Here is a 25,440-nt window from a genome sequence, read left to right as displayed (position 1 = left end):
CTGCTTTGAGTGATTTTTTTTGGCGGGCAATGCACGCACCGAAACGGTGCCGATGTGGGTTCATGGTGCGCAATTCAGCGGGAGGGATAAACAAAAAACCCTGCCGAAGCAGGGTTTCATATTCCAGGTTAGCGAAGCGCTAGTCTTAGAATGGGATGTCGTCGTCGAAGTCCATTGGCGGTTCGTTAGACGGTGCCGGAGCGGACTGCTGCTGCGGGCGAGACTGCGCGCCGCCGCTGAACTGGTTGCCGCCCTGTGGCTGCTGAGGCTGACCCCAACCGCCCTGCTGCTGTTGCTGACCGCCACCTGCTGATGCGCCGCCGCCCTGACGGCCACCGAGCATCTGCATGGTGCCACCGACGTTAACCACCACTTCAGTGGTGTATTTTTCTGCACCGGCCTGATCGGTCCATTTGCGAGTACGCAGCTGGCCTTCGATGTAGACCTGAGAGCCTTTACGCAGGTATTCACCCGCAACTTCCGCCAGCTTGCCAAACAGCACAACGCGGTGCCATTCGGTCTGCTCTTTCATTTCACCGGTCGCTTTATCACGCCAGGATTCGGAAGTAGCCAGCGTAATGTTGGCAACTGCGCCACCATTCGGCATGTAGCGTACTTCCGGGTCCTGGCCCAGATTACCGACGAGAATCACCTTGTTTACGCCTCTGCTGGCCATGATTGTCTCTCCTGAATACGATTCTTGATTAAGTGTAAACGCGCGAGTGTATCATTTCCAGACGGTATTTTGATAGCTACGATACAGATTCCGGTAAACATCTCGTCGCTATGCAATTTTTCATCAGACACACGAATCGGCATTCCAATACTGTATATTCATTCAGGTTAAGTTGTGTCATAATTAGCCGTTTCTGCCGTTTGTCCTTCTAACAAACCAGGCAATCCGTGTATCTTCTACCGGGAAAGGTGAATGGATAAGATCGAAGTTCGGGGCGCCCGCACCCATAATCTCAAAAACATCAACCTCGTCATCCCTCGCGACAAACTGATTGTCGTGACCGGGTTATCTGGGTCTGGTAAATCTTCATTGGCTTTCGACACCCTCTACGCCGAGGGGCAGCGTCGCTACGTAGAATCGCTTTCTGCCTATGCGCGCCAGTTCCTGTCGCTGATGGAAAAGCCGGACGTCGATCATATTGAAGGGCTGTCGCCGGCTATCTCCATTGAGCAAAAGTCGACCTCACACAACCCGCGTTCTACCGTCGGTACCATCACCGAAATTCACGACTATCTGCGTCTGCTGTACGCTCGCGTCGGTGAACCCCGCTGTCCGGATCACGACGTGCCGCTGGCGGCTCAAACCGTCAGCCAGATGGTCGATAACGTGCTGTCGCAGCCGGAAGGCAAGCGCCTGATGCTGCTGGCACCGATCATCAAAGAGCGTAAGGGCGAGCACACCAAAACGCTGGAGAACCTGGCAAGCCAGGGCTATATCCGCGCGCGTATCGATGGTGAAGTCTGCGACCTGTCCGATCCGCCGAAGCTTGAACTGCAAAAGAAACATACCATTGAAGTGGTCATCGACCGCTTTAAAGTCCGCGACGATTTGTCACAGCGCCTGGCGGAATCGTTTGAAACCGCGCTGGAGCTCTCCGGCGGTACGGCGGTGGTCTCCGACATGGACGACCCGAAAGCGGAAGAGCTGCTGTTCTCCGCCAACTTCGCCTGCCCAATCTGCGGCTACAGCATGCGCGAGCTCGAACCGCGCCTGTTCTCGTTCAACAACCCGGCCGGCGCCTGCCCAACCTGTGACGGCCTGGGCGTACAGCAGTATTTCGACCCCGACCGCGTGATCCAGAATCCTGAACTGTCGCTTGCCGGTGGCGCGATTCGCGGCTGGGATCGCCGCAACTTCTATTATTTCCAGATGCTGAAATCGCTGGCGGAACACTACCAGTTTGATATTGAAGCACCGTGGGACAGCCTCGGCGCGGTCGCACAGAAGGCGATTCTGTACGGTTCGGGCAAAGAATCGATTGAATTCAAATACATCAACGACCGTGGCGACACCTCCGTGCGCCGCCATCCGTTCGAAGGCGTGCTGCATAATATGGAGCGCCGCTATAAGGAAACGGAATCGAGTGCGGTCCGCGAAGAGCTGGCGAAATTCATCAGCAACCGCTCCTGCACTAGCTGTGACGGTACGCGCCTGCGTCGGGAAGCGCGCCATGTGTACGTTGAAAACACGCCGCTGCCAACCATCTCCGACATGAGCATCGGCCACGCGCTGGACTTCTTCACCAACCTGAAGCTGGCCGGTCAACGGGCACAAATTGCCGAGAAAGTACTGAAAGAGATTGGCGATCGCCTGAAGTTCCTGGTGAACGTCGGCCTGAACTATCTCACCCTTTCTCGTTCGGCGGAAACCCTCTCCGGCGGCGAAGCGCAACGTATTCGTCTGGCCAGCCAAATTGGTGCCGGGCTGGTAGGCGTGATGTACGTGCTGGATGAGCCGTCAATCGGCCTGCACCAGCGCGACAACGAACGTCTGCTGGGGACGCTGGTTCACCTGCGTAACCTCGGCAACACGGTGATTGTGGTTGAGCACGATGAAGATGCGATTCGCGCCGCCGACCACGTTATCGATATCGGCCCAGGCGCAGGTGTACACGGCGGCCAGGTGGTTGCCGAAGGGACGCTGGACGACATTATGGCGGTGCCAGAGTCGTTAACCGGGCAGTTCATGAGCGGTAAACGCAAAATTGAAGTACCGAAAAATCGCGTTCCGGCCGATCCGGAAAAAGTGCTTAAGCTGACCGGCGCTACGGGCAACAACCTGAAAGACGTGACTCTGACGCTGCCAGTCGGTCTGTTTACCTGCATCACCGGCGTTTCCGGCTCAGGTAAATCAACGCTGATTAACGACACCCTGTTCCCGATTGCGCAGACCCAGTTGAACGGCGCAACCATTGCCGAACCGGCGCCGTATCGTGACGTTCAGGGGCTGGAACATTTCGATAAAGTTATCGATATCGACCAGAGCCCAATCGGCCGTACTCCGCGATCTAACCCGGCTACCTATACCGGCGTCTTCACCCCGGTGCGCGAGCTGTTTGCGGGTGTTCCGGAATCACGTTCACGTGGCTATACGCCGGGACGCTTTAGCTTTAACGTCCGCGGCGGGCGCTGTGAAGCCTGTCAGGGCGATGGGGTTATCAAAGTTGAAATGCACTTCCTGCCGGATATCTACGTGCCGTGCGACCAGTGCAAAGGCAAACGCTATAACCGCGAAACGCTGGAAATTAAGTACAAAGGCAAAACTATCCACGAAGTACTGGATATGACCATCGAAGAGGCTCGTGAGTTCTTCGATGCGGTACCAGCGCTGGCGCGTAAGCTGCAAACCCTGATGGATGTGGGTCTGACCTACATCCGTCTTGGTCAGTCGGCGACCACGCTGTCCGGCGGCGAAGCCCAGCGCGTGAAGCTGGCGCGCGAGCTGTCAAAACGCGGTACCGGCCAAACGCTGTACATTCTGGATGAGCCGACCACCGGTCTGCACTTTGCCGATATCCAGCAGTTGCTGGAAGTACTGCATCAGCTTCGGGATCAGGGCAATACCATCGTGGTAATTGAGCACAATCTGGACGTCATTAAGACGGCCGACTGGATTGTCGACCTCGGTCCGGAAGGCGGTAGCGGCGGCGGTGAAATCCTCGTTTCCGGCACCCCGGAAACGGTGGCTAACTGCGAAGCATCGCACACCGCGCGCTTCCTGAAGCCGCTGCTGTCGTAATTACGAGTACATCTGCTGTCGGAGCGTTTCCGGCAGCAGTTCTACCGCCAGCTTATACGAGGCATCGACCAGATAGTAAATCTGTGAATTAGGCAGCGAACCGTCGAGATAAACCGTACTCCAGTGCGCTTTATTAAGATGGCGACTTGGACGTACATCGCTATGCTGCTGACGCAGCAGATCTGCCAGTTCGGGGCTGGTTTTCAGCGACACCGCCGGGCGGTCTTCCACATCCTTTACCATCGCGAAAAGCACGTCGGCCACTTTAATCTGAGTTGCCTTCCAGTCGCTGTGCACGCTCTGTTCCGCGCCACGCTTAGCCATGCAGTACAGCAGAAGATCCGAGCTGGTCATCGTTATACTCCTTTGTGTTACCGCCACCTGTGCAAAAAATCATCACCTTCAGTGTGCAACAAGACGCCGAAAGGTTAAACCTTCCAGCGCATTATTTTGCCTAAAAAAGCATCATTTCTTGGTAGGGCGCTCAGTACTCGGAGTTAACGATCACTTCTTCATTAAAAGCGCCAGCCTGCGGCAGCGGTCGGTAAGTAGAGTTGGAGGCGCGCAGCACGCGGATCCCTCGGGCACCGGCTTCACGCGCGGCGGTGATGTCGTTATCCGAATCACCATAAAACACCCGAATATTCTTCTCTTTTAGCCACTGCGTTTTGCTGTTCTGCCCCGGATGGTCGCCGGCAAAAATCACCGGATTCATGCTCGCAGCCGGGATCAGGAAATCATCCTGCAGCGTTTTGGAGACTGTTTCGGTTTTGGTCGGGCTACGGCCGGTCACAAAATAGATGCTGTCGCCGCGCTTCACGTGCATCGCAATCAACGAACGCGCGACCTCTTTCGGGATACTAAAAGCATCCCAGCCGTTGTTCATCTTTTCCCAGAATTCCGGGTTTTTCAGGTAATCCTGGCTGTTCGGCGAGTAGTTCTTTTGCCCACGCCAGAAACCGGGGCTGGAAAACAGCACGGTATCGTCGATATCAAAACCGACGGCCATCGGCGGATGGCCAAGCAGACTATTTTCAATCTGTGCCACGGAAACCCAGTGGATAGGCGCTTGCTCGGCAAGTTTCGCCACATCGGTGCCAGGGTACAGCGGAGAGGGAGACGACGCATGGGCCGTCACCGAAGTATTCAGTGCAAATAACAAGCAGACGGCACTGAGAGCTTGCGTAATCTTGCGCATGTTTTCCCTTAATTCGTCGATTCGTTATTGTTTTAGAGTCAGTCGTGCTTTAAACAAAGCACTGCGACCTTACCGTCTGAGGTCGATGAAAGGAAGGATTATCTAAGAATAATCCCAGAAAAAGTAAGGGGATCACGTTTTGATTTCGGGAAAACACTCTGGCTCAGCGCTTACCTTAGAGCCAGAGTGAGCACATACTTACATTACTGCGGCAAACGCTTTGGCTACGCGCTGAACGTTCCGGCTGTTGAGCCCAGCCACGCACATACGGCCGCTGGCGATCAGGTAAACACCGAACTCATCGCGCAGTCTGTCAACCTGTTGCGCACTCAGGCCGGTGTAGCTAAACATCCCGCGTTGCTTGAGCAGATAGTCGAAATTGCCGTTCGGCATCTCTTCTTTCAGCACGTTGACCAGCGCCTGACGCATTTCCAGAATACGCGTACGCATTCCTTCCACTTCCGCCAGCCAGTTGGCTTTCAGCTCTGCATCGCCCAGCACCGCTGCCACCACCTGCGCCCCGAAGTTCGGCGGGCTGGAGTAGTTACGACGCACCGTCGCTTTCAGCTGACCCAGCACGCGCAGCGCGGTTTCGTTATCTTCACAGATAATCGACAGACCGCCGACGCGCTCACCGTACAGCGAGAAGATTTTGGAGAACGAGTTGCTGACCAGCGCAGGCAGCCCGGCCGCGGCAATCGCGCGGATCGCGTAGGCGTCCTCATCCATACCTGCGCCAAAACCTTGATAAGCGATATCGAGGAATGGAATCAGTTCACGGGCCTTCAGCACCTCAACCACCGCGTCCCACTGCGCAGGCGTAAGGTCGGCACCGGTTGGGTTATGGCAGCACGGATGCAGCAGCACGATGCTGCGCGCGGGCAGCGTGTTGAGTTTTTCCAGCAGCGCATCCACGCGCACGCCGTTGGTTTCGCTGTCGAACCACGGGTAGGTACCGACGATAAAGCCCGCACCTTCAAAAATCGCGATATGGTTTTCCCACGTCGGGTCGCTGACCCACACGCCGGAGTCCGGGAAGTAGCGCTTGAGGAAATCCGCGCCAACCTTCAGTGCGCCGGAGCCGCCGAGAGTTTGAATGGTCGCCACGCGCTGTTGCTGGAGAACCGGGTTGTCCGCGCCAAACAGCAGCGGTGCCACGGTGTGACGATAGCTGTTAAGCCCTTCCATCGGCAGATACAAAGACGCGCCGTGCGGCTGTGCGTTCAGATGCGCTTCGGCTTTCGCCACCGCTTGCAGCTGCGGAATGATGCCGTCTTCGTTGTAGTACAGGCCGATGCTGAGGTTAACTTTGTCGCTGCGCGGATCTTCTTTGAAGCGTTCCATTAATGAAAGAATGGGGTCGCCCGCATAGGCGTCAACTTTTTGAAACACGCGATGGTTCTCCAGGTTTACAGAAGGCAGGAAATAACACAATAAACCGGATGCTGCGGAAGGTCGAGAGGTAGTTTTACGGTGGGGTGAATATTACCGGGTGGCGGCGTAAACGCCTTATCCGGCCTACAGTCAATACGGGCTGTAGGTCGGATAAGCGCAGCGCCATCCGACGATTACTCTGCACACTGCCGGATAACGCTTAATCGATATATTTCATCGCCACCCGCGAAGTCAGGCGGGTAATAAGTTCGTAAGCACTCACTTTCGTGATTTCAGCGATGCGCTCAACCGGCAGCCCCTGACCCCACATGATCACCGTATCGCCGGTTTTGTCTTCCGCTTCAGGCCCTAAATCGACGCAAATCATATCCATCGCCACGCGACCAACAATCGGCACTTCACGGCCGTTCACCAGCACCGGCGTTCCGGATGGCGCTGCGCGAGGATAACCATCGCCATAGCCCATCGCCACCACGCCAAGGCGGGTATCACGCTCGCTAATCCAGGTACCGCCGTATCCGACCGCTTCACCGGCTTTGTGCTCACGTACCGCAATCAGGCTAGAAGTCAGTGACATCACCGGCTGCATGCCAAAATCCGGGCCCCACGGCTTTTGCTCCAGCGGCGATACGCCGTAGAGAATAATGCCCGGGCGCGCCCAGTCAAAATGCGACTGCGGCCATAGCAGAATGCCGCCGGAAGCGGCGATAGAACGCAGCCCCGGCTTGCCTTCGGTAAAGGTATTGAAGATATCCAGCTGGCGTTCCGTCGCCCCACAATCCGGTTCGTCGGCGCGGGCAAAGTGGCTGACGATATTCACCGGTTGACGGACGTTTTTGCACTGGCTCAGGCGCTGATAGAAAGCTTCGGCTTCCTCCGGGCGAACGCCCAGGCGGTGCATGCCGGTATCCAGTTTCATCCACACGGTGACGGGCTCGCTCAGATCGGCGGTTTCCAGCGCTTCAAGCTGCTCAATGTTGTGCACGGCGGTATGCAGCTGCTGCGTCGAGATGGTCGGCAGGTCCGTGGCGTTGAAGAAGCCTTCCAGCAGCAGGATCGGCTGAGTGATGCCGCCGTCACGCAGGCGCAGGGCCTCTTCAAGACGGGCAACGCCAAAAGCATCGGCGTCGGGGAGCGTTCGCGCGGTCTCGAGGAGGCCGTGTCCGTAAGCGTTCGCTTTCACCACCGCAACCAGCTTGCTGGCAGGTGCCAGCTCACGCAGACGTTGCAGGTTGTGTCGCAGAGCGCGGCGGTTAATGACTACAGTTGCCGCTTGCATTTGTGTTCCTTGATAAGTGTTTGCTTGAATGACCTGATTCAGTGTTGTTATTCGTCGTCGTACTGCGGGCCTGCGTAGTTATCGAAACGCGACCACTGACCATTAAAGGTCAGGCGTACCGTACCGATTGGGCCGTTACGCTGTTTACCGATAATAATCTCGGCGATGCCTTTTAAGTCACTGTTTTCGTGATAAACCTCATCACGATAGATGAACATGATTAAGTCGGCATCCTGCTCGATGGAGCCAGATTCACGCAGGTCGGAGTTGACCGGGCGTTTATCCGCACGTTGTTCCAGGGAGCGGTTAAGCTGCGACAGCGCTACCACCGGCACGTGCAATTCTTTGGCCAACGCTTTGAGAGAACGGGAAATTTCCGCGATTTCCAGCGTACGGTTATCGGAAAGAGACGGCACGCGCATCAGTTGGAGGTAGTCGATCATGATAAGACCAATACCGCCGTGTTCACGGGCGATACGACGCGCACGGGAGCGCACTTCCGTCGGCGTCAGGCCGGAGGAGTCATCGATATAGATGTTCCGTTTTTCCAGCAGGATCCCCATGGTGCCGGAGATACGCGCCCAGTCCTCGTCATCGAGCTGGCCGGTACGAATTCGGGTCTGGTCAACGCGCGACAGAGACGCCAGGGAACGCATCATAATCTGCTCAGATGGCATCTCAAGACTGAAGATCAGTACCGGTTTATCCTGCAACATCGCCGCATTTTCGACGAGGTTCATCGCAAATGTCGTTTTACCCATCGACGGACGCGCCGCGACGATAATCAAATCCGACGGCTGCAAGCCGGCGGTCTTTTTGTTGAGGTCGTCATAACCGGTATTCACGCCGGTGACGCCATCGTGCGGCTGCTGGAAAAGCTGTTCAATACGCGCCACGGTGGCATCGAGCACTTCGGTGATGTTTCGCGGGCCTTCGTCTTTGTTAGCGCGGCTTTCAGCGATTTTAAATACCCGGGACTCAGCCAAATCCAGCAGATCTTCGCTGGTGCGCCCCTGCGGGTCAAAACCGGCTTCCGCGATTTCATTGGCGACCGCAATCATCTCGCGAACAACGGCACGTTCACGAACGATATCGGCGTAAGCGCTAATGTTCGCCGCACTTGGCGTATTTTTTGATAGCTCGGCCAGATAGGCAAAACCACCGACGCTGTCCAGTTGCCCCTGTCGCTCCAGCGATTCCGCGAGCGTTATCAGGTCAATTGGGCTGCCACCTTCTTGCAAACGCCCCATCTCAGTAAAGATGTGGCGGTGCGGACGCGTATAGAAATCATCGGAGACCACGCGCTCGGCGACATCGTCCCAGCGCTCGTTATCCAACATTAAACCGCCCAACACCGATTGTTCCGCTTCAATCGAGTGCGGCGGTACTTTCAGACCCGCAACCTGAAAATCGCGTTCGCGAGCTTCGGTTTGAGGTTTGTTGAAGGGTTTATTTGCTGCCATAGTGAATGGTATTACCGAGATAAAGAGTGGGTCGAAAGATTACCACATTGTTCTGGAGGAAGCATGGCAACCCGTATTGAATTTAGCAAACATGGCGGCCCTGAAGTGCTAAACGCCGTCGAATTCACCCCCAACGCCCCTGCTGAAAATGAAGTGCAGGTGGAAAACAAAGCTATCGGCATTAACTATATCGATACCTATATTCGCAGCGGCCTTTACCCGCCGCCGTCGATGCCAAGCGGTTTGGGCACAGAAGCTGCGGGCGTGGTCAGCCAGGTAGGCAGCAACGTTAAGCATATCAAGGCGGGCGATCGCGTGGTTTACGCGCAGTCAGGGCTTGGGGCCTACAGTTCGGTGCATAACGTCGCGGCGGACAAAGTTGCCCTGCTTCCGTCGGCAATTTCTTACGAACAAGCTGCGGCCTCATTCCTCAAAGGCCTAACGGTCTTTTATCTGCTGCGCAAAACCTATGAAATCAAACCCGGCGAACCGTTTCTGTTTCATGCGGCCGCAGGCGGCGTCGGGCTGATTGCCTGCCAGTGGGCAAAAGCGCTGGGGGCGAAGCTAATTGGTACGGTCGGCAGCGCTGAGAAAGCGCAGCGTGCGCTACAGGCCGGAGCCTGGCAGGTGATTAACTATCGTGATGAAAATATTGCCGAGCGGGTGAAAGCTATCACCGGCGGCAAAAAGCTGCCGGTGGTGTACGACTCGGTTGGCAAAGATACCTGGGAAGCGTCACTCGACTGCTTGCAGCGCCGTGGCCTGATGGTCAGCTTTGGTAACTCCTCCGGTCCGGTGACCGGCGTTAACCTGGGCATTCTCAATCAAAAAGGCTCACTGTTCGTAACACGCCCTTCTCTCAACGGCTACATCACGACCTATGACGAACTGAAAGAAGCCAGCCACGAGCTGTTTTCACTGATTGCCAGCGGGATCATTAAAGTGGATGTGGCTGCGAGCCAGAAATACCCGCTGAAAGAGGCGCGACGCGCGCATGAGATTCTGGAGAGCCGGGCAACTCAGGGATCAAGCCTGCTGATCCCGTAGAGATTCTGCGGCACAAAAGACTAGGGCTTCCCGTAGGAAGCCCTTTCTTTTTTTAGTTCGGCTGTATGTAGGGTACAGCTCGATGAATTCGTTAACGCCAGCCATAGTGACAGATTTTTTACGCGAATCCTACGGCGTTTTATGCAAAATTTTTGAGGTTGTGACGAATCCCTCAATACCTCCGGTAGTTGTCGCGCCAGGTCTGTTTTTTCGGTGAATTAATCGCCCGAACGATCCACACCGCCACCACTGCCAACAGCAGCCACGGTAGAAGCTTTATCATCAGCGCAAACAGACCGCCGACAAACATCAGTACCGTCGCCACCACCAGCGCGGCAATAATACCGAGCAGCGAAATGCCCGTGACCAGCAGCATGACAAAAAATCCAATCACAAATAGTAGTTCCAGCATGGTCGCTCTCCCAGAATTCACACTTATCTGGCTGAACTATTACAAAAACCGTGCCAAAATTAACCTATTGAATTATAACAAAAACGCCCCACAAGAGAGTGCGGGGCGTGGTGAATTTGACCAGGTTTTAGCGAAATAATTAACGCTTATCGGCAACCAGCTTTAATGCGTGTTCCAGCACGTCAATTCCCGCGCCGGCTTTGTGCGCATTTTCACTCAGGTAGCGACGCCACTGGCGTGCGCCCGGAATGCCCTGGAACAGACCTAGCATATGGCGAGTAACGTGGCCCAGATAGGTGCCGTTGCTCAGCTCGCGCTCAATGTAGGGATACATCGCGCGGACGATCGCCACCGGGTCGGCATCGACATCGCTCGCACCGAAGATCTCACGGTCCACCGATGCCAGGATACCTGGATTCTGATAGGCTTCGCGCCCGACCATCACGCCGTCCATATGCGCCAGATGCCCTTTGGCCTCTTCCAGCGATTTAATGCCGCCGTTGATAGACATGGTCAGATGCGGGAAATCACGCTTGAGCTGGTAAACGCGCGGGTAGTCCAGCGGTGGGATCTCGCGGTTTTCTTTCGGGCTAAGCCCGGAAAGCCAGGCTTTACGCGCATGGATAATAAACATCTCGCACTCGCCGCGCCCGGAAACCGTATCAATAAAATCGCAGAGGAATTCGTAGCTGTCCTGGTCATCAATGCCGATACGCGTTTTGACCGTGACCGGAATCGACACTACATCGCGCATCGCCTTCACGCAATCCGCGACCAGCTGCGCATTACCCATCAGGCAAGCACCAAACATACCGTTCTGTACGCGGTCAGACGGGCAGCCGACGTTGAGGTTAATTTCGTCATAACCCCGCTCCTGCGCCAGCTTCGCACAGTGCGCCAGTTGAGCCGGATCGCTGCCGCCAAGCTGGAGAGCAACCGGATGCTCTTCCTCGCTGTAGGCCAGATAATCGCCTTTACCGTGAATAATCGCCCCGGTAGTCACCATCTCGGTATACAGCAGCGTGTGCTGCGACAGCAGGCGCAGAAAATAGCGGCAGTGTCTATCCGTCCAGTCGAGCATCGGCGCGATGGAGAAACGGTGAGCAGGGAAAGCAGCGGTCGAGGATTCTGACAACATGGCGATTATTTAAGCATCCGGAAAAAAGGGGCGGCTACTATAGCATAAAGCCCGCGCGGAAACGTAATGCTAGAAGGGGGATCCCGGCGGCGCTTCGCTTGGCCGGGCTACAAGATAGTGCACACCTGTAGTCCGGCCAAGCGAAGCACCGCCGGGAGGGTATTCGATCTAGAACGTCACGCTAACCTGCGCCCCGGCCCCCCAGGTTTGATCTTCCCCGTACAGCCCCATCAGGTCGAGGTGTACCCGGTTGAACGGCGCAAAACCAACGCCGCCGGTGAAGACGTTACTGTCGTTGTTTTTCACATCCGCACGATAACCTGCACGCACCGCCAACCAATCGAGTGGACGTATCTCGGCCCCCACGCCGACGTACTGTGAACTCTCCTCGCTCTTAAAGCCTTTGGTTTCGGTCAGATCGCCATCGGCGCTCAACGTCAGCATATCGGTGTGCCACGCCACGCCTGCGGTCACTAACGGGTGAATCTGGTAGGTATCGCGCACTCCCGCCACCTCTTTGGTGTCGATATCCCGGGAGAACAGGTTCTGTCCGCTCAGCCCCACGGTCCAGCTATCACCAAAATCGGCGGTCATCCCTGCGTCGACGTTAAAACCGGTATCGTCGTTACGATAGCGGCTACTGTTGATAGCATCGCTGCTGAAGTTGTATATCGACACGGTGTAGTTGTAGAGCCAGGTCTGTTGCAGTTTTGGCGTAACGCCAAATGATACCGGCACACCGCCAAAATTGAACTGCCGGGCAATGGCGACACCGTAGTCAGAAACAATGGCCGCTCGCCCATAACCTTTTGATTTCAAATCCCGGGCTTTGACACTCAACACGTTGGCTGGCGTGGCCTCAATACCGCGCAGAATATCGATATCACCTTGGTCGATATAGGAACTGAGCCGTGCTCGGGCATCAGCCTTTGCGACAAACGCAACCGCCAGCACATCGTTTGGAATAGTAATCGCCAGACCCGCTCCGGCTTTCGTTCGCGCGGTCTTTCCCTTAACCGACGAAAGTTGATCGGCCAAATCGCCGGCCGCCGAAGAAACGCGCCGATAGCCAGGGCTGCCAGGGTTAGTAAGGTCGGAAAGATTAATATTATTCAACGAACTGATGTAGTCCTGTATATCATCGCTAATATCGTCGATCTTAGTGCGCAAATTATCCTTGTCGGAAATCTGCGCCCCAATCGTCGGTAGGATCAACGTAATATCATCATCAGGTTTGGCTTTCGCCAGTAATGCCGGGTTAATCAACACGCCACTGCCATAGTGTGCTGAAGCCACCCCTGTACCCCCCATTGCGTCGTTCCGGGCCTCCGCCCAGCCATTTGCGGCTTCAGCCGGAGCTGCCACCAGAAAAGAGACAGCGATCCCTATCAGAGAAAATTTCTCATTTTTTTTCATAGTTTGCCCATCTTATTGTCTGTTATGGAACAACCCCCCATCCGTTATCGCCTGGATGGAGACAAACTATTGCTGCGAATAACAGGCCAAAAAATGGCCAATTCCCTGAAATGAAATTTTCGATAGGTTTATTATTATTAATAAGCGCTCTAACTTCTTATAGAAGAAGATATTTAGTTTCGCCCAGGTTTTCCGTCATGCGGTCCAAAAAACTGCGGTGGATGATCCACCCAACGATCTTCGCGAGTGACGGCATACGAGGCGTTTAACGGGTAATAGATACGGTTGGTTCGTTTATTCGCCTCCCCGACCACCAGCAGGCGCACCTCTTCCGACGTATTGTTAATAAAAGTGTGACAAACCCCGGTTCCTGCCGGAAAACCGACGCTATCACCGGGCTGAAGTTTCCACAGATAGCCGTTAATCCACGCCTGCGGGTACCCTTCCAGCACGTAGATAAACTCTTCTTCATCGCTTTCCGCATGCGGATAGGACGTCCGCCGCCCCGGCGGTAAACGCTCGTGGTGAATACCAATGTGTCGAAGCCCTAGCGCGCGGGCCAGCGGCGCACCGATGGAAAAGCGTTCGTCGCTATCGGGATAGGTTGAATCGTCCGGGCCTTCAATGTCATGCCAATGGCGAATGCAATCGGGTCTTTTCATTATTTTTCGTCCTGAGTGTGAAGTGCACCTGCTATAACACACCTATAGCACACCTGTGGAAACTCGGCGTTTCTGGCATAACATGATAAAGTATGTGTTTGTTTCACCCGTAACCCGAGGACGCCAATGGATAAGACCACTACGCAAGAACTGCTAGCGCAGGCTGAAAAGCTGTGTGCGCAACGCGGCGTGCGCCTGACTCCTCAACGTCTGGAAGTGTTGCGCCTGATGAGTCTGCAGGAAGGGGCAATCAGCGCCTACGATCTGCTCGACCTGCTGCGCGTCAAAGAACCGCAGGCTAAACCGCCGACGGTATACCGTGCTCTGGAGTTTCTGCTCGAGCAGGGTTTTGTTCACAAAGTCGAATCCGCTAACAGTTACGTGCTGTGCCATCTGTTTGATCAACCGACTCACACCTCCGCCATGTTTATCTGCGACCGCTGTGGCGTGGTCAAAGAAGAGTGTGCGGAAGGGGTTGAAGACATCATGCATGCGCTGGCGGCGAAGATGGGTTTTGCCCTGCGGCATAATGTGATTGAAGCGCACGGTCTGTGCTCAGCCTGCGTTGAGGTCGAAGCCTGCAAGGCGCATGAGCACTGCCAGCACGATCATACGATTCAAATTAAGAAAAAATCCCGCTAGCAGGCGCTAAGCGGGATAGCGTACTTCCCTGTACGCGCTCGCTGGGTTTACCAGCGGTGGTTATGACGTTTATCCCAGCTATCGACCTCTTTTTCGGCCTGATCCTTCGCGTAGCCATAGCGCTCCTGAATTTTACCGACCAGCTGATCGCGTTTCCCTTCGATCACCGTCATATCATCGTCGGTCAGTTTGCCCCATTGCTCTTTCACTTTGCCTTTAAGCTGTTTCCAGTTGCCGCCGACTTCGTCTTTATTCATCATCAAATCCTCGGGAGTCAGTGAGTGAATAGCGAAAGTGTTCCTACAGAACACACATCTTTTTCGCTAAGCGTGAGGTTAATTGTAGTCAGTCATTCCGACATCAATTCACTATTCGGAATCTTTAACCATCACGTCAGGCAAACCAGCTGTTGTTTCGCCAGTGACGACGCCAGATAAACGCCAGCGACAGACCGCGAAGCGCCAGGAAGACGGCAAGCGCCAGCCACAGTCCGTGGTTGCCAAGCACCGGTAGCGCTAACAGCGTGAGCGCAAATCCCGCCGCCGCAACGGCCATGCTGTTACGCATCTCCGCGCCGCGCGTCGCGCCGATAAACATGCCATCAAGCAGATAACACCACACGCCGATTATCGGGAGCACCATCTGCCAGATAACGTAGCGGTCAGCCAGCTCGCGTAGCTCGGGAATGGACGTCAGCAGCGCCACGATATGTTCCCCCAAAACGGCATAAACCAACGCGAACGCCAGTGCGACCACACCGGCCTGACGGCATGCCGCTCGCCAGACCTCCAGTAGTTTACTGCCGTCGCGCGCGCCGTAGGCCTGACCAGAATGGGCTTCAACCGCATAGGCGAAGCCGTCCAGCGCGTAGGCGGTGAAGGTAAGCATGGTCATCAGCACGGCATTCACCGCGACAATATCGCTGCCAAGACGAGCACCAAAAACGGTTACCGCACCAAAGCACAGTTGCAGCAACAGCGAGCGCAGCATGATGTCACGGTTCAACGCCAGCAAACGCCGGAAGTTGCCGTGCCAGGCCATTTTCAGCATCGCCCAGGAAATCCCGCGCATTACCAGTACCTTACGTACCATCCCTAAACCGACCAGCAAGGTCGCGTACTCGGCGATGGCCGTCGCTAACGCCGCCCCCTGCACGTTCATATGCAGCCCCATCACCAGCCACAGATCGAGGACGATATTGAGTACGTTGCCCACCACCAGCAGCACGACCGGTGCACGCGCGTACTGTACGCCCAACAGCCAGCCCAGCAGCACCAGATTTGCCAGCGAAGCCGGAGCGCTTAGCCAGCGGATGGAGAGAAAACGCTGCGCCTGCTCCAGCACTTCGCCGCTGCCGCCAACGATAGACAGCGCGAGATGAATCAGCGGATTTTTAAACAAGATGATCAGCAGACCGGCACCCAGCGCCAGCAGCAGCGGTTGTACCAGCGCTCGCGCCAGCGCCTGGGGGTCTTTGGCGCCAAACGCCTGCGCCGTCAGGCCGGTGGTGCTCATACGCAAGAACAGCAGCAGCATAAACAGGAAGCTGGTTGCGGTCGCGCCAATGGCCACGCCGCCCAGATAGACCGGGCTGTCGAGATGGCCAATCACGGCGGTATCCACCAACCCTAGCAGAGGCACGGTGATATTTGAGAAGATCATTGGTAGCGCAAGGCGCCACAGGGCCTTATCGGCGGAAGTCAGTAGCGGCATGAGTGAGAACCAGAAAGAAAAAAGGCTGTGATAACGGAAGTATCACAGCCATTTGAGAGAAGGGAGTGTTACAGCCACTCGCCGTTGCGGATAACGCCAACGGCCAGCCCTTCGATGGAGAAACTCTGCTGACGCAGATCGACCACGATAGGGGAAAACTCGCTGTTTTCCGGCAGTAGTTCGACGACGTTACCCTGTTTTTTCAGGCGTTTCACCGTCACTTCTTCATCGATACGCGCGACGACGACCTGGCCGTTACGCACATCCTGGGTTTTATGCACCGCGAGCAGATCGCCATCCATAATACCGATATCTTTCATCGACATGCCGCTGACGCGCAGCAGGAAGTCGGCACTCGGTTTAAACAGCGATGGATCGACCTGGTAATGGCCTTCAATGTGCTGCTGCGCCAGCAGCGGCTCGCCCGCCGCAACGCGGCCAATCAGCGGTAGGCCCACTTCTTCTTCCACCAGCAGGCGGATACCACGAGAGGCTCCGGAGACAATCTCAAGAACTCCTTTACGCGCCAGCGCTTTCAGGTGTTCTTCAGCCGCATTCGGGGAACGGAACCCCAAGCGCTGAGCAATTTCCGCACGCGTCGGCGGCATGCCCGTCTGGCTGATATGATCCCGGATGAGATCAAACACCTCTTGCTGCCTGGTCGTTAACGCTTTCATTCCGCCCCCTGGGTGTATATACAGTTATGCTGTGAGTATATACAGCTAGTGCCTATTTTGGAACCATAAAACGCAGGAAATCAGGCAGTTTTCACAGCTTTAGTGGAAATGAGCCCACAGCAGGATAGCCCAGGTGATCAGAGCGACAAAAATCGACAGCAACACGGCGGCTGAGCCCATATCTTTCGCTCGCCCTGACAGCTCGTGATACTCAGAGCCAATACGGTCGACGACCGCTTCCAGTGCACTATTGAGAATTTCCACTATCATCACCAACAGGACGGAGCCGATAAGCAGCACGCGGGTGATAGGGTCAACATCCAGCCAGCAGGCAATGATAATTGCCAGTACGGATGCAACCCCCTCCTGGCGGAACGCGGCTTCGTTGATCCATGCCGCGCGAAATCCTTTCCAGGAATATCCAGCTGCTTTGATAATTCGGGTGAGCCCAGTGGTATTATTGGCCATCTCAAGAACCTTTTACGTTATGACGTCAATGACAATGCGTACTTCACGTTGCTGCTGGGTTTACCGCCTTGCCGCCGCGCGAATCACTTAGTGTATTATTAAGAACCGGTAGAACAGAAATTCTGCCGACTTTCTGATATTCTTGCCGCGCATTTGCATGATTAACCAGAGGCTTTACATCGTTTATGTCCGGCTGGCCACGAATTTACTACAAATTACTGAATTTACCATTAAGTGTTCTGGTAAAGAGCAAGTCTATTCCGGCAGAACCTGCCCAGGAATTGGGGCTTGATACATCACGTCCAATTATGTACGTCCTGCCTTACAACTCTAAGGCCGACTTACTGACGCTGCGCGCCCAGTGCCTTGCGCACGACCTGCCCGATCCGCTTGAACCGTTAGAAATCGACGGCACTCTGCTGCCGCGCTACGTGTTCATTCACGGCGGCCCGCGCGTGTTCACCTACTACACGCCGAAAGAAGAGTCGATCAAACTGTTCCACGACTACCTCGACTTGCACCGCAGCAATCCACATTTGGATGTGCAAATGGTGCCGGTGTCGGTGATGTTTGGGCGTTCTCCGGGTCGCGAGAAAGGTGAAGTCAATCCGCCATTGCGGATGCTGAACGGCTTCCAGAAATTCTTCGCCGTCTCCTGGCTGGGTCGCGATAGTTTCGTGCGTTTCTCTCCGTCCGTTTCTCTACGCCGCATGGCCGATGAACACGGCACGGATAAGACCATCGCCCAGAAGCTGGCCCGCGTTGCCCGTATGCACTTCGCTCGCCAGCGTTTGGCTGCGGTAGGCCCACGTCTGCCTGCCCGTCACGACCTGTTCAAAAAGCTGCTGGCCTCCAAAGCCATTGCCAAAGCAGTAGAAGATGAAGCGCGTAGCAAAAAAATCTCCCACGAAAAAGCGCAGCAGAACGCGATTGCGCTGATGGAAGAGATTGCAGCGAACTTCTCCTACGAGATGATCCGCCTGACCGACCGTATCCTGAGCTTTACCTGGAACCGTCTGTATCAGGGGATTAACGTCAATAACGCCGAGCGCGTACGCCAACTGGCGCACGACGGGCACGAGATTGTTTATGTTCCCTGCCACCGCAGCCACATGGACTATCTGTTGCTCTCTTACGTGCTCTACCACCAGGGGCTGGTGCCGCCGCATATCGCCGCCGGTATTAACCTGAACTTCTGGCCAGCAGGCCCGATTTTCCGTCGCCTGGGCGCGTTCTTCATTCGCCGTACCTTTAAGGGTAACAAGCTGTACTCCACCGTATTCCGTGAATACCTCGGCGAGTTGTTCAGCCGCGGTTACTCCGTGGAGTACTTTGTGGAAGGCGGTCGTTCCCGTACCGGTCGTCTGCTGGATCCGAAAACCGGCACATTGTCGATGACCATCCAGGCGATGCTGCGCGGCGGTACCCGTCCAATCACCCTGGTGCCAATTTATATTGGCTACGAGCACGTGATGGAAGTGGGCACCTACGCGAAAGAATTGCGCGGCGCGACCAAAGAGAAAGAGAGCCTGCCGCAGATGCTGAAAGGTCTGAGCAAGCTGCGTAATCTCGGTCAGGGCTACGTCAACTTCGGCGAACCGATGCCGCTGATGACCTACCTGAACCACCACGTGCCGGAGTGGCGCGAGTCTATCGACCCGATTGAAGCCGTACGTCCAGCCTGGCTGACGCCAACCGTCAATAAAATGGCGGCAGAGCTGATGGTGCGTATCAACAACGCCGGTGCGGCCAACGCCATGAACCTGTGCTGTACCGCGCTGCTGGCTTCACGTCAGCGTTCTCTGACTCGTGAGCAGTTAACGCAGCAACTGGATTGTTATCTGGCCCTGATGCGTAACGCGCCATACGCGCCGGATGCGACCGCACCGAAAGCCTCTGCCAGCGAGCTTATCGATCACGCGCTGCAGATGAACAAGTTCGAAGTCGAGAAAGATACCATCGGCGATATCATCATTCTGCCGCGCGAGCAGGCGGTACTGATGACCTACTATCGCAACAACATTGCGCACATGCTGATTATGCCTTCGCTGCTGGCGTCGATTATGACCCAACATCGGGAGATAACCCGTGGGCAGGTTGCGGACTATATCGATACTCTGTACCCAATGCTGAAAGCCGAGCTGTTCCTGCGCTGGGAGCGTGAGGAGCTGCCGACGGTTATCGATACGCTGATTGCCGAGATGGAACGTCAGGAGCTGATTACCGTAAGCGGCGATGAACTGCGCATCAACGCCTCGCACTCCCGTACGCTGCAACTGCTGGCGGCCGGTGCGCGCGAAACGCTGCAACGCTACGCCATCACCTTCTGGCTGCTGAGCGGCAACCCGTCGATGAACCGCAGCACGCTGGAGAAAGAGAGCCGTACGCTGGCGCAACGTCTGTCCGTGCTGCACGGTATCAACTCGCCGGAGTTCTTCGATAAGGCGGTGTTCTCATCGCTGGTGTTAACCCTGCGCGATGAAGGCTATATCAGCGACAGCGGCGACGCCGAACCAGAAGAGACGATGAAGGTTTACCAGATGATGGCAAGCCTTATTACCTCGGACGTGCGCTTGACGATTGAAAGCGTGACGCAAGACGAAGAACCCGCGCCGAAAGACGCCTGATAGCGCTTCGCTTATCAGACCTACAGGTCGATGATTCGTAGGGCGGGCAAGCGTAGCGCCCCCGCCACAAAAAAGCCGGATAATTATCCGGCTTTTTTTATTGCATCAGAACTGCCAGTAACTCATCGCCAGCCCAATAAACAGCACCAGACCGACGTAGTTATTATTGAGGAATGCCTGGAAGCAGGGTCCGCGCTCGCGGTTGCGGATCAGCTTTTGTTGATAGACAAACAGCGCCCCGGCAATCAGGATTGACCAGTAGAACTCCCAGTGCAGCCCGTTCAGCCAGCCAATTACCGCCATCAGCACCAGCACGCATGCCTGCAGAATACCAATAATTAAGCGGTCGTTTTCACCGAACAAAATCGCCGTCGATTTGATACCGATTTTCACGTCATCATCGCGGTCAACCATCGCGTACTGAGTATCGTAGGCCACCGCCCACAGGATATTCGCCAGCAGCATCAGCCAGCAGCTGAGCGGCAGCGATTCACTGACCGCCGCGAACGCCATCGGAATCGACCAGCCAAACGCCGCCCCCAGCACCACCTGTGGCAGATGGGTATAACGCTTCATAAACGGATAAACCCAGGCCAGCGCCAGACCGGCAACCGACAGCAGGATAGTCATGGTATTGAGCGTCAGCACCAGCAGGAATGACAGCAGCACCAGCACGGCGAACAGGATCCGCGCCTCTTTCTCACTAACGGCACCGCTCGGCAGCGGACGGTTGGCCGTGCGTTTTACATGGCCATCAAATTTGCGATCCGCGTAGTCATTCACCACACAGCCTGCGGCACGCATCAGCCAGACGCCGGCAACGAACACCGCCAGGATCCACAGCGGCGGCACGCCCGGTGCCGCGACCCAAAGCGCCCATAGGGTTGGCCACAGCAGCAGCAGCGCGCCGATCGGTTTGTCCGTGCGCATCAGCTGATGATAAGCCAGCAGCTTGTTCGGCCTAAGACTCCTCTCCATTTTTCTTCTTCCTCTTAGTACAACGGCGATGCCGGTAAAAACAGCTCTGTCAGCAGCAGCGGTTTTCCACTCAAGCGGAGGCGGGAACGACGCCCCCACAGCGCATCATGACGGCCAATTTCGATAAAATCGCGGGTCAACTGGGAGGATGTAAACAGATACCGGCCCAACGGCGTCTGCCCCAGTTGCTGTAGCGCCAGCTCAGGCCCGCATAGGGTCGATTCCGGCACCACGGTACGCCCGGCAAGCCACGGCTCCCCCCCGACGCACAATAATATTTCTCGCAGCCAATAGCGAGGTTCATCCGCAAGCAAGTGCTGTTCATCGACCAGCGCATCGCGACAGATAAATTCTTCGTTTAATAGCGTAACGCTAACGGGTTTCCCGTACTGTTCGAACCGTTTGGTCATCGAGTCTTCCAGCATCAGCCAGTCGCGCTGAGCCGGTTCCAGCGGGGGAACGACGTCAAAATAGTGCAAAGCACGCAACTGCGTCAGTGCAGAGTGCGACATGCCTGTCTCTCCAATACATAGCGTTGGGCCATTGTATCGCAGAAAGGCGCGAGAGGGGTGCAGGAATGGCCAAATGCGATCATTAGCGCAACAGCAACGCAACAGACAGCATTGTGCAGTAGACGCAAAATCATTCAAGCTGGACAAGAACACGCTCTGAGTAACGCGGCAAAGGAGCAAATCCCCAGGAGCGCACATAAGTACGTGACTGGGGTGAGTGAGTGCAGCCAACTCAGAGGCAGCTTGAAGAATGAAGCGTATAAAAAAGGTGCGCCCCTAAGGGCACACCGAAAGGCTTCGCCTAAACATCGACGCTGTGGGGAGAACTTACCCCTTGCCTTTTACAGCGCCGATAAAGGTGGAACGAGCAGATTTGGAGCCCAGGCGTTCGGCTTCATTCATCAGCTTCAGGGCCTTGTCGATATCCCCTTTCGCCACGGCCTGTTTAATACCGTTATTGAAGTAGCTTTCCGTATCATTGAGCATCGGCTCGGCTTTCGCCGCCGGAGCTGGAGCTGCCACCGGCGCGGCAACAGGCGCTGCGTAGGCTGGTGCAGCAGTATTACCCACGGTTACCGGTGCCGGGCCGGAAGAACCAAACAGCGGGCCAACCAGTACGCTGGAGCTGCTGTTGGTTTTCACCTTCAGCTTCACCAGGCCATCGGTGGTGTGTTTCGCCACCGGATCAGGAATATCCGGCACCGCGTTGCCGATACCTTTGGCATAGGCTTTCGCCGGATCCAACAGCGTGGTGGTCTGCTGGAGATCTTTTTCCGTGGTGAAGACCAGCACGTAGAGTTTTTGCTGGCCCAGCGCCGGCGTCAGGCGCATTTCGCCTTCCAGACGGTCAGCGCTCATCACGCCCGGTGCCTGGTAGGTAAAGTAGCTGCTTGGGAAGTAGGCCGAAGGAGTCATATTCTGGTCAAGAATCAACACATTCGGCGCAAAGACGTTAGTTTGTTTGTTCACTTCGCTGGTCAGGGTCAGTGTCAGCTCGCCAATATTGGCCGGAACGCTGTAGGCGACCACTTTACCGGTGATTCCCGGTACGTTAAGCGTTTGCCCGCCCACGGCAATCTGCGTGGACTGCACTTTAGATTGATCGACCGGCGTCCAGGTCAGCTGCTGCAGGTCGCTGGTTGGAATGGTTGGCGCAGCGCTGGTATTTTGCGGCACATAGTTGACGTCAGCGAGGCTGATGCCCGGGACGCTCGCCAGCAATCCAGCGGATAAGCACAGAGCAACGAGACTTTTTTTCATTTTCATTATGATGACCTCAGAAATCGTCAGTCTAGCGGTGGCCAGGCAATAGCGCGCTAAACCTTAGAAACAGAGGGGCTTGCGCCCCTCGTCGGTTGTTACATCAGGTTAGTGCTGAATTACCACCAGATTTCCATCTGTGCACCGAAGGAGAACTCATCGCTATCGCCACGGCTGGTGTTTGAAGTGCTGGAGTTGCTAGCTACTGCATAGCGAGTTGCATCGCCGTTGCTGTTTTTCGCATAGCCCCAGTTTTCATCCCACTTCGCATAGGTTGCGAAGACACGGATTGCTGGACGAGACCAGATGCTGTCGCCCGCCTGCCATTGTTGTGCCAGGGTGATTTTGTACTGGTTGTTGCGGTCGCCAGTCTGCTGAGATTTCACGTTGTCGTAACCGACTTCCAGCAGGGTGCTCATGATTGGCGTCCATTTGTACATTGGACGAATACCCACGGTATACCATTCGGTACCCAGGTTATTATCCATGTCGATATTCTGGTACATACCGACGTACATCAGGTCCCACTTGTCGCCCAGAGAGATTGCGCCGTGGTCCAAAATACGCACGAGGCTACCGTTGTTGTTTACAACGTTATTTGCGTAGTTGGTTTTAACACCAGTGACTGGATCTTCAATGGTAGTGGTGGAAGAACCATAGCTACCCTGGCTCAGACCTTTACCCTGAGTGGTCATAGAGTCGGTTGCGTACTGCACCACAAACTTGTTGTAGCCTTTCAGCATGCTCTGGGTGTGTTCAGCGGTGAACATCCAGCCATCTTTAGAAGCACCGTTTGCCAGGCTATAGTCATCCGTCGTATTTGCACGACCGTAGTCAACGCCCAGCTCCAGAACGCCGTCCGGGTTGGTTTGCAGGCCCGCTAAACGTACGTCAAATACGTCGTTGGCGGTGTCTTTAGTTCTGTCATAAATATTCTGGCTGCTGAAAGCATAAGAGCCGCCAGCTTCCTGAGAACGGGTCGCTGCCAGAGACAGTTTACCGAAGCCCAGATCGACGTTTTCGATACCTGCACCAGGACCAGAAATATCCCAGTAGTAGAAGTCGATCATGTGAACGTCATGACGCTGGTAGAAGCGCTTACCGGCCCAGATGGTGGAGCCTGGCAGCCATTCAATCAGGTTTTTACCCTGTACGTTCGCTTCACGGAACGCTGGGTCGGTACCTTCCCAGTCATTCTGCTGGGCAACGGAGTAAGCCACGTTAGTGTCAAAATAGAAGCTCTTATCGCCCTCTTTCCACACTTCCTGACCTAATTTAAGTTCAGCGTAGGTTTCACATTCGTTACCGAGACGGTATTTACTGCCGGCACCGGTTGCCTGGAAACACTGTTGTTCGCCACCGCTACCCGTCCAGCCAATGCCTGAACGTGCGTAGCCATGAAAATCTACGGCCATTGCCTGAGCAGACATAATGCCTGCTGCTACGGCAACCGCCACGGGGAGTTTGCGCAGAGTAATCATCTATTCTATCTCCTGAGATCATTGCTTTTCTTTAACATTCGACCCGGTAACGCCTTATCGCTGGCGGTGTAAGGGCTTCATGCTTGTTTTGTTATGGGACTCTTAAACGCCGGGTTCTTTATGCAGCCGACGACATGCGGTGCCATCTTCACGGAACAGATGACAACGCTCTGGCGGCAAACCGATGGCGAATGTGGCACCCTCTTCTACCAACACCACGTCGTTCTGGCGGTACACCAGGTTTTGACGAATGGCGGGGATCTGGATATGAATTTGTGTTTCGTGACCAAGCTGTTCAACAACATTCACCACGCCTTCCAGCGTCACATCAGCGATGTGGCTAGGCAGCAGATGTTCAGGGCGGATACCCAGCGACATGTTGGTTCCCACGGTGACGTTGTTGCTCTCCACCGGTAGCCAGATTTGCTGGCGGTTTGGCAGTTCAACCTGTACCTGCTCAATGGCAGTCGCCGTGACTTTGACCGGCAGGAAGTTCATCTTCGGCGAGCCGATAAAGCCCGCGACAAAACGGTCAGCCGGATAGTGATACAGCTCCAGCGGTTTACCCACCTGGGCTACTCGCCCCGCATCCAGCACCACGATTTTGTCGGCCAGGGTCATGGCTTCGACCTGGTCGTGGGTGACGTAAATCATCGTGCGGCCAAGGCGTTTGTGCAGACGGGAAATTTCAATACGCATCTGAACGCGCAGTGCGGCATCCAGGTTAGAAAGCGGTTCATCGAGCAGGAATACGCGAGGTTCTGCCACCAGCGTACGGCCAATAGCGACACGCTGACGCTGACCGCCGGAAAGGGCTTTCGGTTTACGTTCCAGCAGATGGGCCAACTGCAGGACTTCAGCAACCTGAGTCACACGCTGGTTGATAACTTCTTTTTTGGCACCAGCCAGCTTCAGGCCAAAGGACATGTTTTCAGCGACGGAAAGATGGGGATACAGCGCATAGGACTGGAAGACCATGCCCACGCCACGCTCGGCGGGCGGGATATCGTTCATGCGGGTTCCACCGATCATCAGATCGCCGCTGGTGATGGTTTCGAGGCCCGCGATCATACGCAGCAGGGTTGATTTACCGCAGCCCGATGGCCCGACAAACACCACGAATTCCCCTTCCTGGATATCGAGGTTGATATCTTTCGATACCACCACATCGCCCCAGGCTTTCGTTACATTGCGTAGCTGTACGTTCGCCATGCCCTTCTCCCTCGTTACAACCTGTCACCAAAAGACACAATCAAGATGGCCTGACTATGCAACAGCCATTATTTTGGTGAATCCTCCACCCCCCCGGTTTTTTATG

At 55.4% G+C, this 25,440-nt stretch carries 23 protein-coding genes; 4 read left to right on the top strand and 19 right to left on the bottom strand.

Going from position 1 to position 25,440, the window contains the following annotated elements:
- Positions 1-145: 145 nt before the first annotated feature.
- Positions 146-676, bottom strand: a complete 531-nt coding sequence (gene ssb1 / locus ABOC97_RS20680) for a single-stranded DNA-binding protein SSB1 (RefSeq protein ID WP_349601377.1) — start codon at positions 674-676, stop codon at positions 146-148.
- Between the two features lie 252 nt (positions 677-928).
- On the opposite strand from ssb1, the gene uvrA reads away from it, so the two are divergent.
- A complete protein-coding gene (uvrA, locus tag ABOC97_RS20675; RefSeq protein WP_349601375.1) occupies positions 929-3,754 on the top strand; it encodes an excinuclease ABC subunit UvrA in 2,826 nt (941 codons plus the stop codon).
- Here the strand turns inward: uvrA and ABOC97_RS20670 are convergent, their stop codons facing one another.
- From ABOC97_RS20670 to dnaB, 5 genes are all read right to left on the bottom strand, one after another.
- Positions 3,755-4,108, bottom strand: coding sequence for an MmcQ/YjbR family DNA-binding protein (locus tag ABOC97_RS20670; protein ID WP_234502119.1), 354 nt, complete (start codon positions 4,106-4,108; stop codon positions 3,755-3,757).
- A 130-nt stretch (positions 4,109-4,238) separates the two neighbouring features.
- A complete protein-coding gene (gene aphA, locus ABOC97_RS20665; RefSeq protein ID WP_349601373.1) occupies positions 4,239-4,952 on the bottom strand; it encodes an acid phosphatase AphA in 714 nt (237 codons plus the stop codon).
- A gap of 198 nt (positions 4,953-5,150) precedes the next feature.
- On the bottom strand, positions 5,151-6,344 hold the full coding sequence (tyrB, locus tag ABOC97_RS20660; RefSeq protein WP_349601371.1) for an aromatic amino acid transaminase: 1,194 nt from the start codon (positions 6,342-6,344) through the stop codon (positions 5,151-5,153).
- 202 nt (positions 6,345-6,546) lie between these two features.
- The gene (gene alr / locus ABOC97_RS20655) at positions 6,547-7,626 is read right to left on the bottom strand and encodes an alanine racemase (RefSeq protein WP_349601369.1); all 1,080 of its coding nucleotides are present in this window, start codon (positions 7,624-7,626) and stop codon (positions 6,547-6,549) included.
- A 47-nt stretch (positions 7,627-7,673) separates the two neighbouring features.
- Positions 7,674-9,089: a replicative DNA helicase gene (gene dnaB, locus ABOC97_RS20650; protein ID WP_234502122.1), complete on the bottom strand. Its 1,416-nt coding sequence runs from the start codon at positions 9,087-9,089 to the stop codon at positions 7,674-7,676.
- A 63-nt stretch (positions 9,090-9,152) separates the two neighbouring features.
- Between dnaB and ABOC97_RS20645 the strand changes: the two genes are divergently transcribed.
- Positions 9,153-10,136 carry a quinone oxidoreductase gene (locus ABOC97_RS20645; protein WP_349601367.1) on the top strand — a complete coding sequence of 328 codons (984 nt, stop codon included), beginning with the start codon at positions 9,153-9,155 and terminating at the stop codon, positions 10,134-10,136.
- Between the two features lie 172 nt (positions 10,137-10,308).
- Here ABOC97_RS20645 and pspG read toward each other — a convergent pair whose 3' ends face one another.
- The 4 genes from pspG to ABOC97_RS20625 form a co-directional block, all read right to left on the bottom strand.
- Complete coding sequence (pspG, locus tag ABOC97_RS20640; RefSeq protein ID WP_349601365.1) at positions 10,309-10,548, bottom strand: envelope stress response protein PspG; 240 nt, start codon at positions 10,546-10,548, stop codon at positions 10,309-10,311.
- 139 nt (positions 10,549-10,687) lie between these two features.
- A complete protein-coding gene (dusA, locus tag ABOC97_RS20635; protein WP_234502124.1) occupies positions 10,688-11,686 on the bottom strand; it encodes a tRNA dihydrouridine(20/20a) synthase DusA in 999 nt (332 codons plus the stop codon).
- A 168-nt stretch (positions 11,687-11,854) separates the two neighbouring features.
- A complete protein-coding gene (locus ABOC97_RS20630; protein ID WP_349601363.1) occupies positions 11,855-13,102 on the bottom strand; it encodes a conjugal transfer protein TraF in 1,248 nt (415 codons plus the stop codon).
- Between the two features lie 173 nt (positions 13,103-13,275).
- Complete coding sequence (locus tag ABOC97_RS20625; protein WP_349601361.1) at positions 13,276-13,764, bottom strand: cupin domain-containing protein; 489 nt, start codon at positions 13,762-13,764, stop codon at positions 13,276-13,278.
- 126 nt (positions 13,765-13,890) lie between these two features.
- Here ABOC97_RS20625 and zur point away from each other — a divergent pair, with 126 nt between their 5' ends.
- Positions 13,891-14,406 (top strand): zinc uptake transcriptional repressor Zur, encoded by a 516-nt coding sequence (gene zur, locus ABOC97_RS20620; RefSeq protein WP_052281831.1) that lies wholly within the window; start codon positions 13,891-13,893, stop codon positions 14,404-14,406.
- A 47-nt stretch (positions 14,407-14,453) separates the two neighbouring features.
- On the opposite strand, the gene ABOC97_RS20615 is transcribed toward zur, so the two are convergent.
- The 4 genes from ABOC97_RS20615 to ABOC97_RS20600 all read right to left on the bottom strand — a co-directional run bounded on the left by ABOC97_RS20615 (position 14,454) and on the right by ABOC97_RS20600 (position 17,264).
- Positions 14,454-14,663: a CsbD family protein gene (locus tag ABOC97_RS20615; RefSeq protein ID WP_234502158.1), complete on the bottom strand. Its 210-nt coding sequence runs from the start codon at positions 14,661-14,663 to the stop codon at positions 14,454-14,456.
- A gap of 136 nt (positions 14,664-14,799) precedes the next feature.
- Positions 14,800-16,119 carry an MATE family efflux transporter DinF gene (gene dinF / locus ABOC97_RS20610; protein WP_234502127.1) on the bottom strand — a complete coding sequence of 440 codons (1,320 nt, stop codon included), beginning with the start codon at positions 16,117-16,119 and terminating at the stop codon, positions 14,800-14,802.
- Between the two features lie 68 nt (positions 16,120-16,187).
- Positions 16,188-16,796 carry a transcriptional repressor LexA gene (lexA, locus tag ABOC97_RS20605; RefSeq protein WP_234502128.1) on the bottom strand — a complete coding sequence of 203 codons (609 nt, stop codon included), beginning with the start codon at positions 16,794-16,796 and terminating at the stop codon, positions 16,188-16,190.
- A gap of 99 nt (positions 16,797-16,895) precedes the next feature.
- Positions 16,896-17,264 (bottom strand): diacylglycerol kinase, encoded by a 369-nt coding sequence (locus ABOC97_RS20600; protein WP_234502129.1) that lies wholly within the window; start codon positions 17,262-17,264, stop codon positions 16,896-16,898.
- Between the two features lie 185 nt (positions 17,265-17,449).
- On the opposite strand from ABOC97_RS20600, the gene plsB reads away from it, so the two are divergent.
- Complete coding sequence (plsB, locus tag ABOC97_RS20595) at positions 17,450-19,891, top strand: glycerol-3-phosphate 1-O-acyltransferase PlsB (RefSeq protein WP_349601357.1); 2,442 nt, start codon at positions 17,450-17,452, stop codon at positions 19,889-19,891.
- Positions 19,892-19,996: 105 nt separating this feature from the next.
- Here the strand turns inward: plsB and ubiA are convergent, their stop codons facing one another.
- The 5 genes from ubiA to malK form a co-directional block, all read right to left on the bottom strand.
- The gene (gene ubiA / locus ABOC97_RS20590; protein ID WP_349601356.1) at positions 19,997-20,869 is read right to left on the bottom strand and encodes a 4-hydroxybenzoate octaprenyltransferase; all 873 of its coding nucleotides are present in this window, start codon (positions 20,867-20,869) and stop codon (positions 19,997-19,999) included.
- Positions 20,870-20,883: 14 nt separating this feature from the next.
- The gene (gene ubiC / locus ABOC97_RS20585) at positions 20,884-21,381 is read right to left on the bottom strand and encodes a chorismate lyase (protein WP_349601354.1); all 498 of its coding nucleotides are present in this window, start codon (positions 21,379-21,381) and stop codon (positions 20,884-20,886) included.
- Between the two features lie 327 nt (positions 21,382-21,708).
- Positions 21,709-22,647 (bottom strand): maltose operon protein MalM, encoded by a 939-nt coding sequence (gene malM, locus ABOC97_RS20580; RefSeq protein WP_349601352.1) that lies wholly within the window; start codon positions 22,645-22,647, stop codon positions 21,709-21,711.
- Positions 22,648-22,760: 113 nt separating this feature from the next.
- Positions 22,761-24,122, bottom strand: coding sequence for a maltoporin (locus tag ABOC97_RS20575; RefSeq protein ID WP_349601350.1), 1,362 nt, complete (start codon positions 24,120-24,122; stop codon positions 22,761-22,763).
- A gap of 102 nt (positions 24,123-24,224) precedes the next feature.
- Positions 24,225-25,334, bottom strand: coding sequence for a maltose/maltodextrin ABC transporter ATP-binding protein MalK (malK, locus tag ABOC97_RS20570; protein WP_234502135.1), 1,110 nt, complete (start codon positions 25,332-25,334; stop codon positions 24,225-24,227).
- Positions 25,335-25,440: the final 106 nt, after the last annotated feature.

This window comes from Kluyvera huaxiensis (assembly GCF_040149365.1).
GTDB classification, from domain to species: Bacteria; Pseudomonadota; Gammaproteobacteria; order Enterobacterales; family Enterobacteriaceae; genus Kluyvera; species Kluyvera intermedia_A.
Note: the sequence above shows the minus strand (reverse complement) of the source record. Positions and strands in the feature narration are given on the sequence as shown.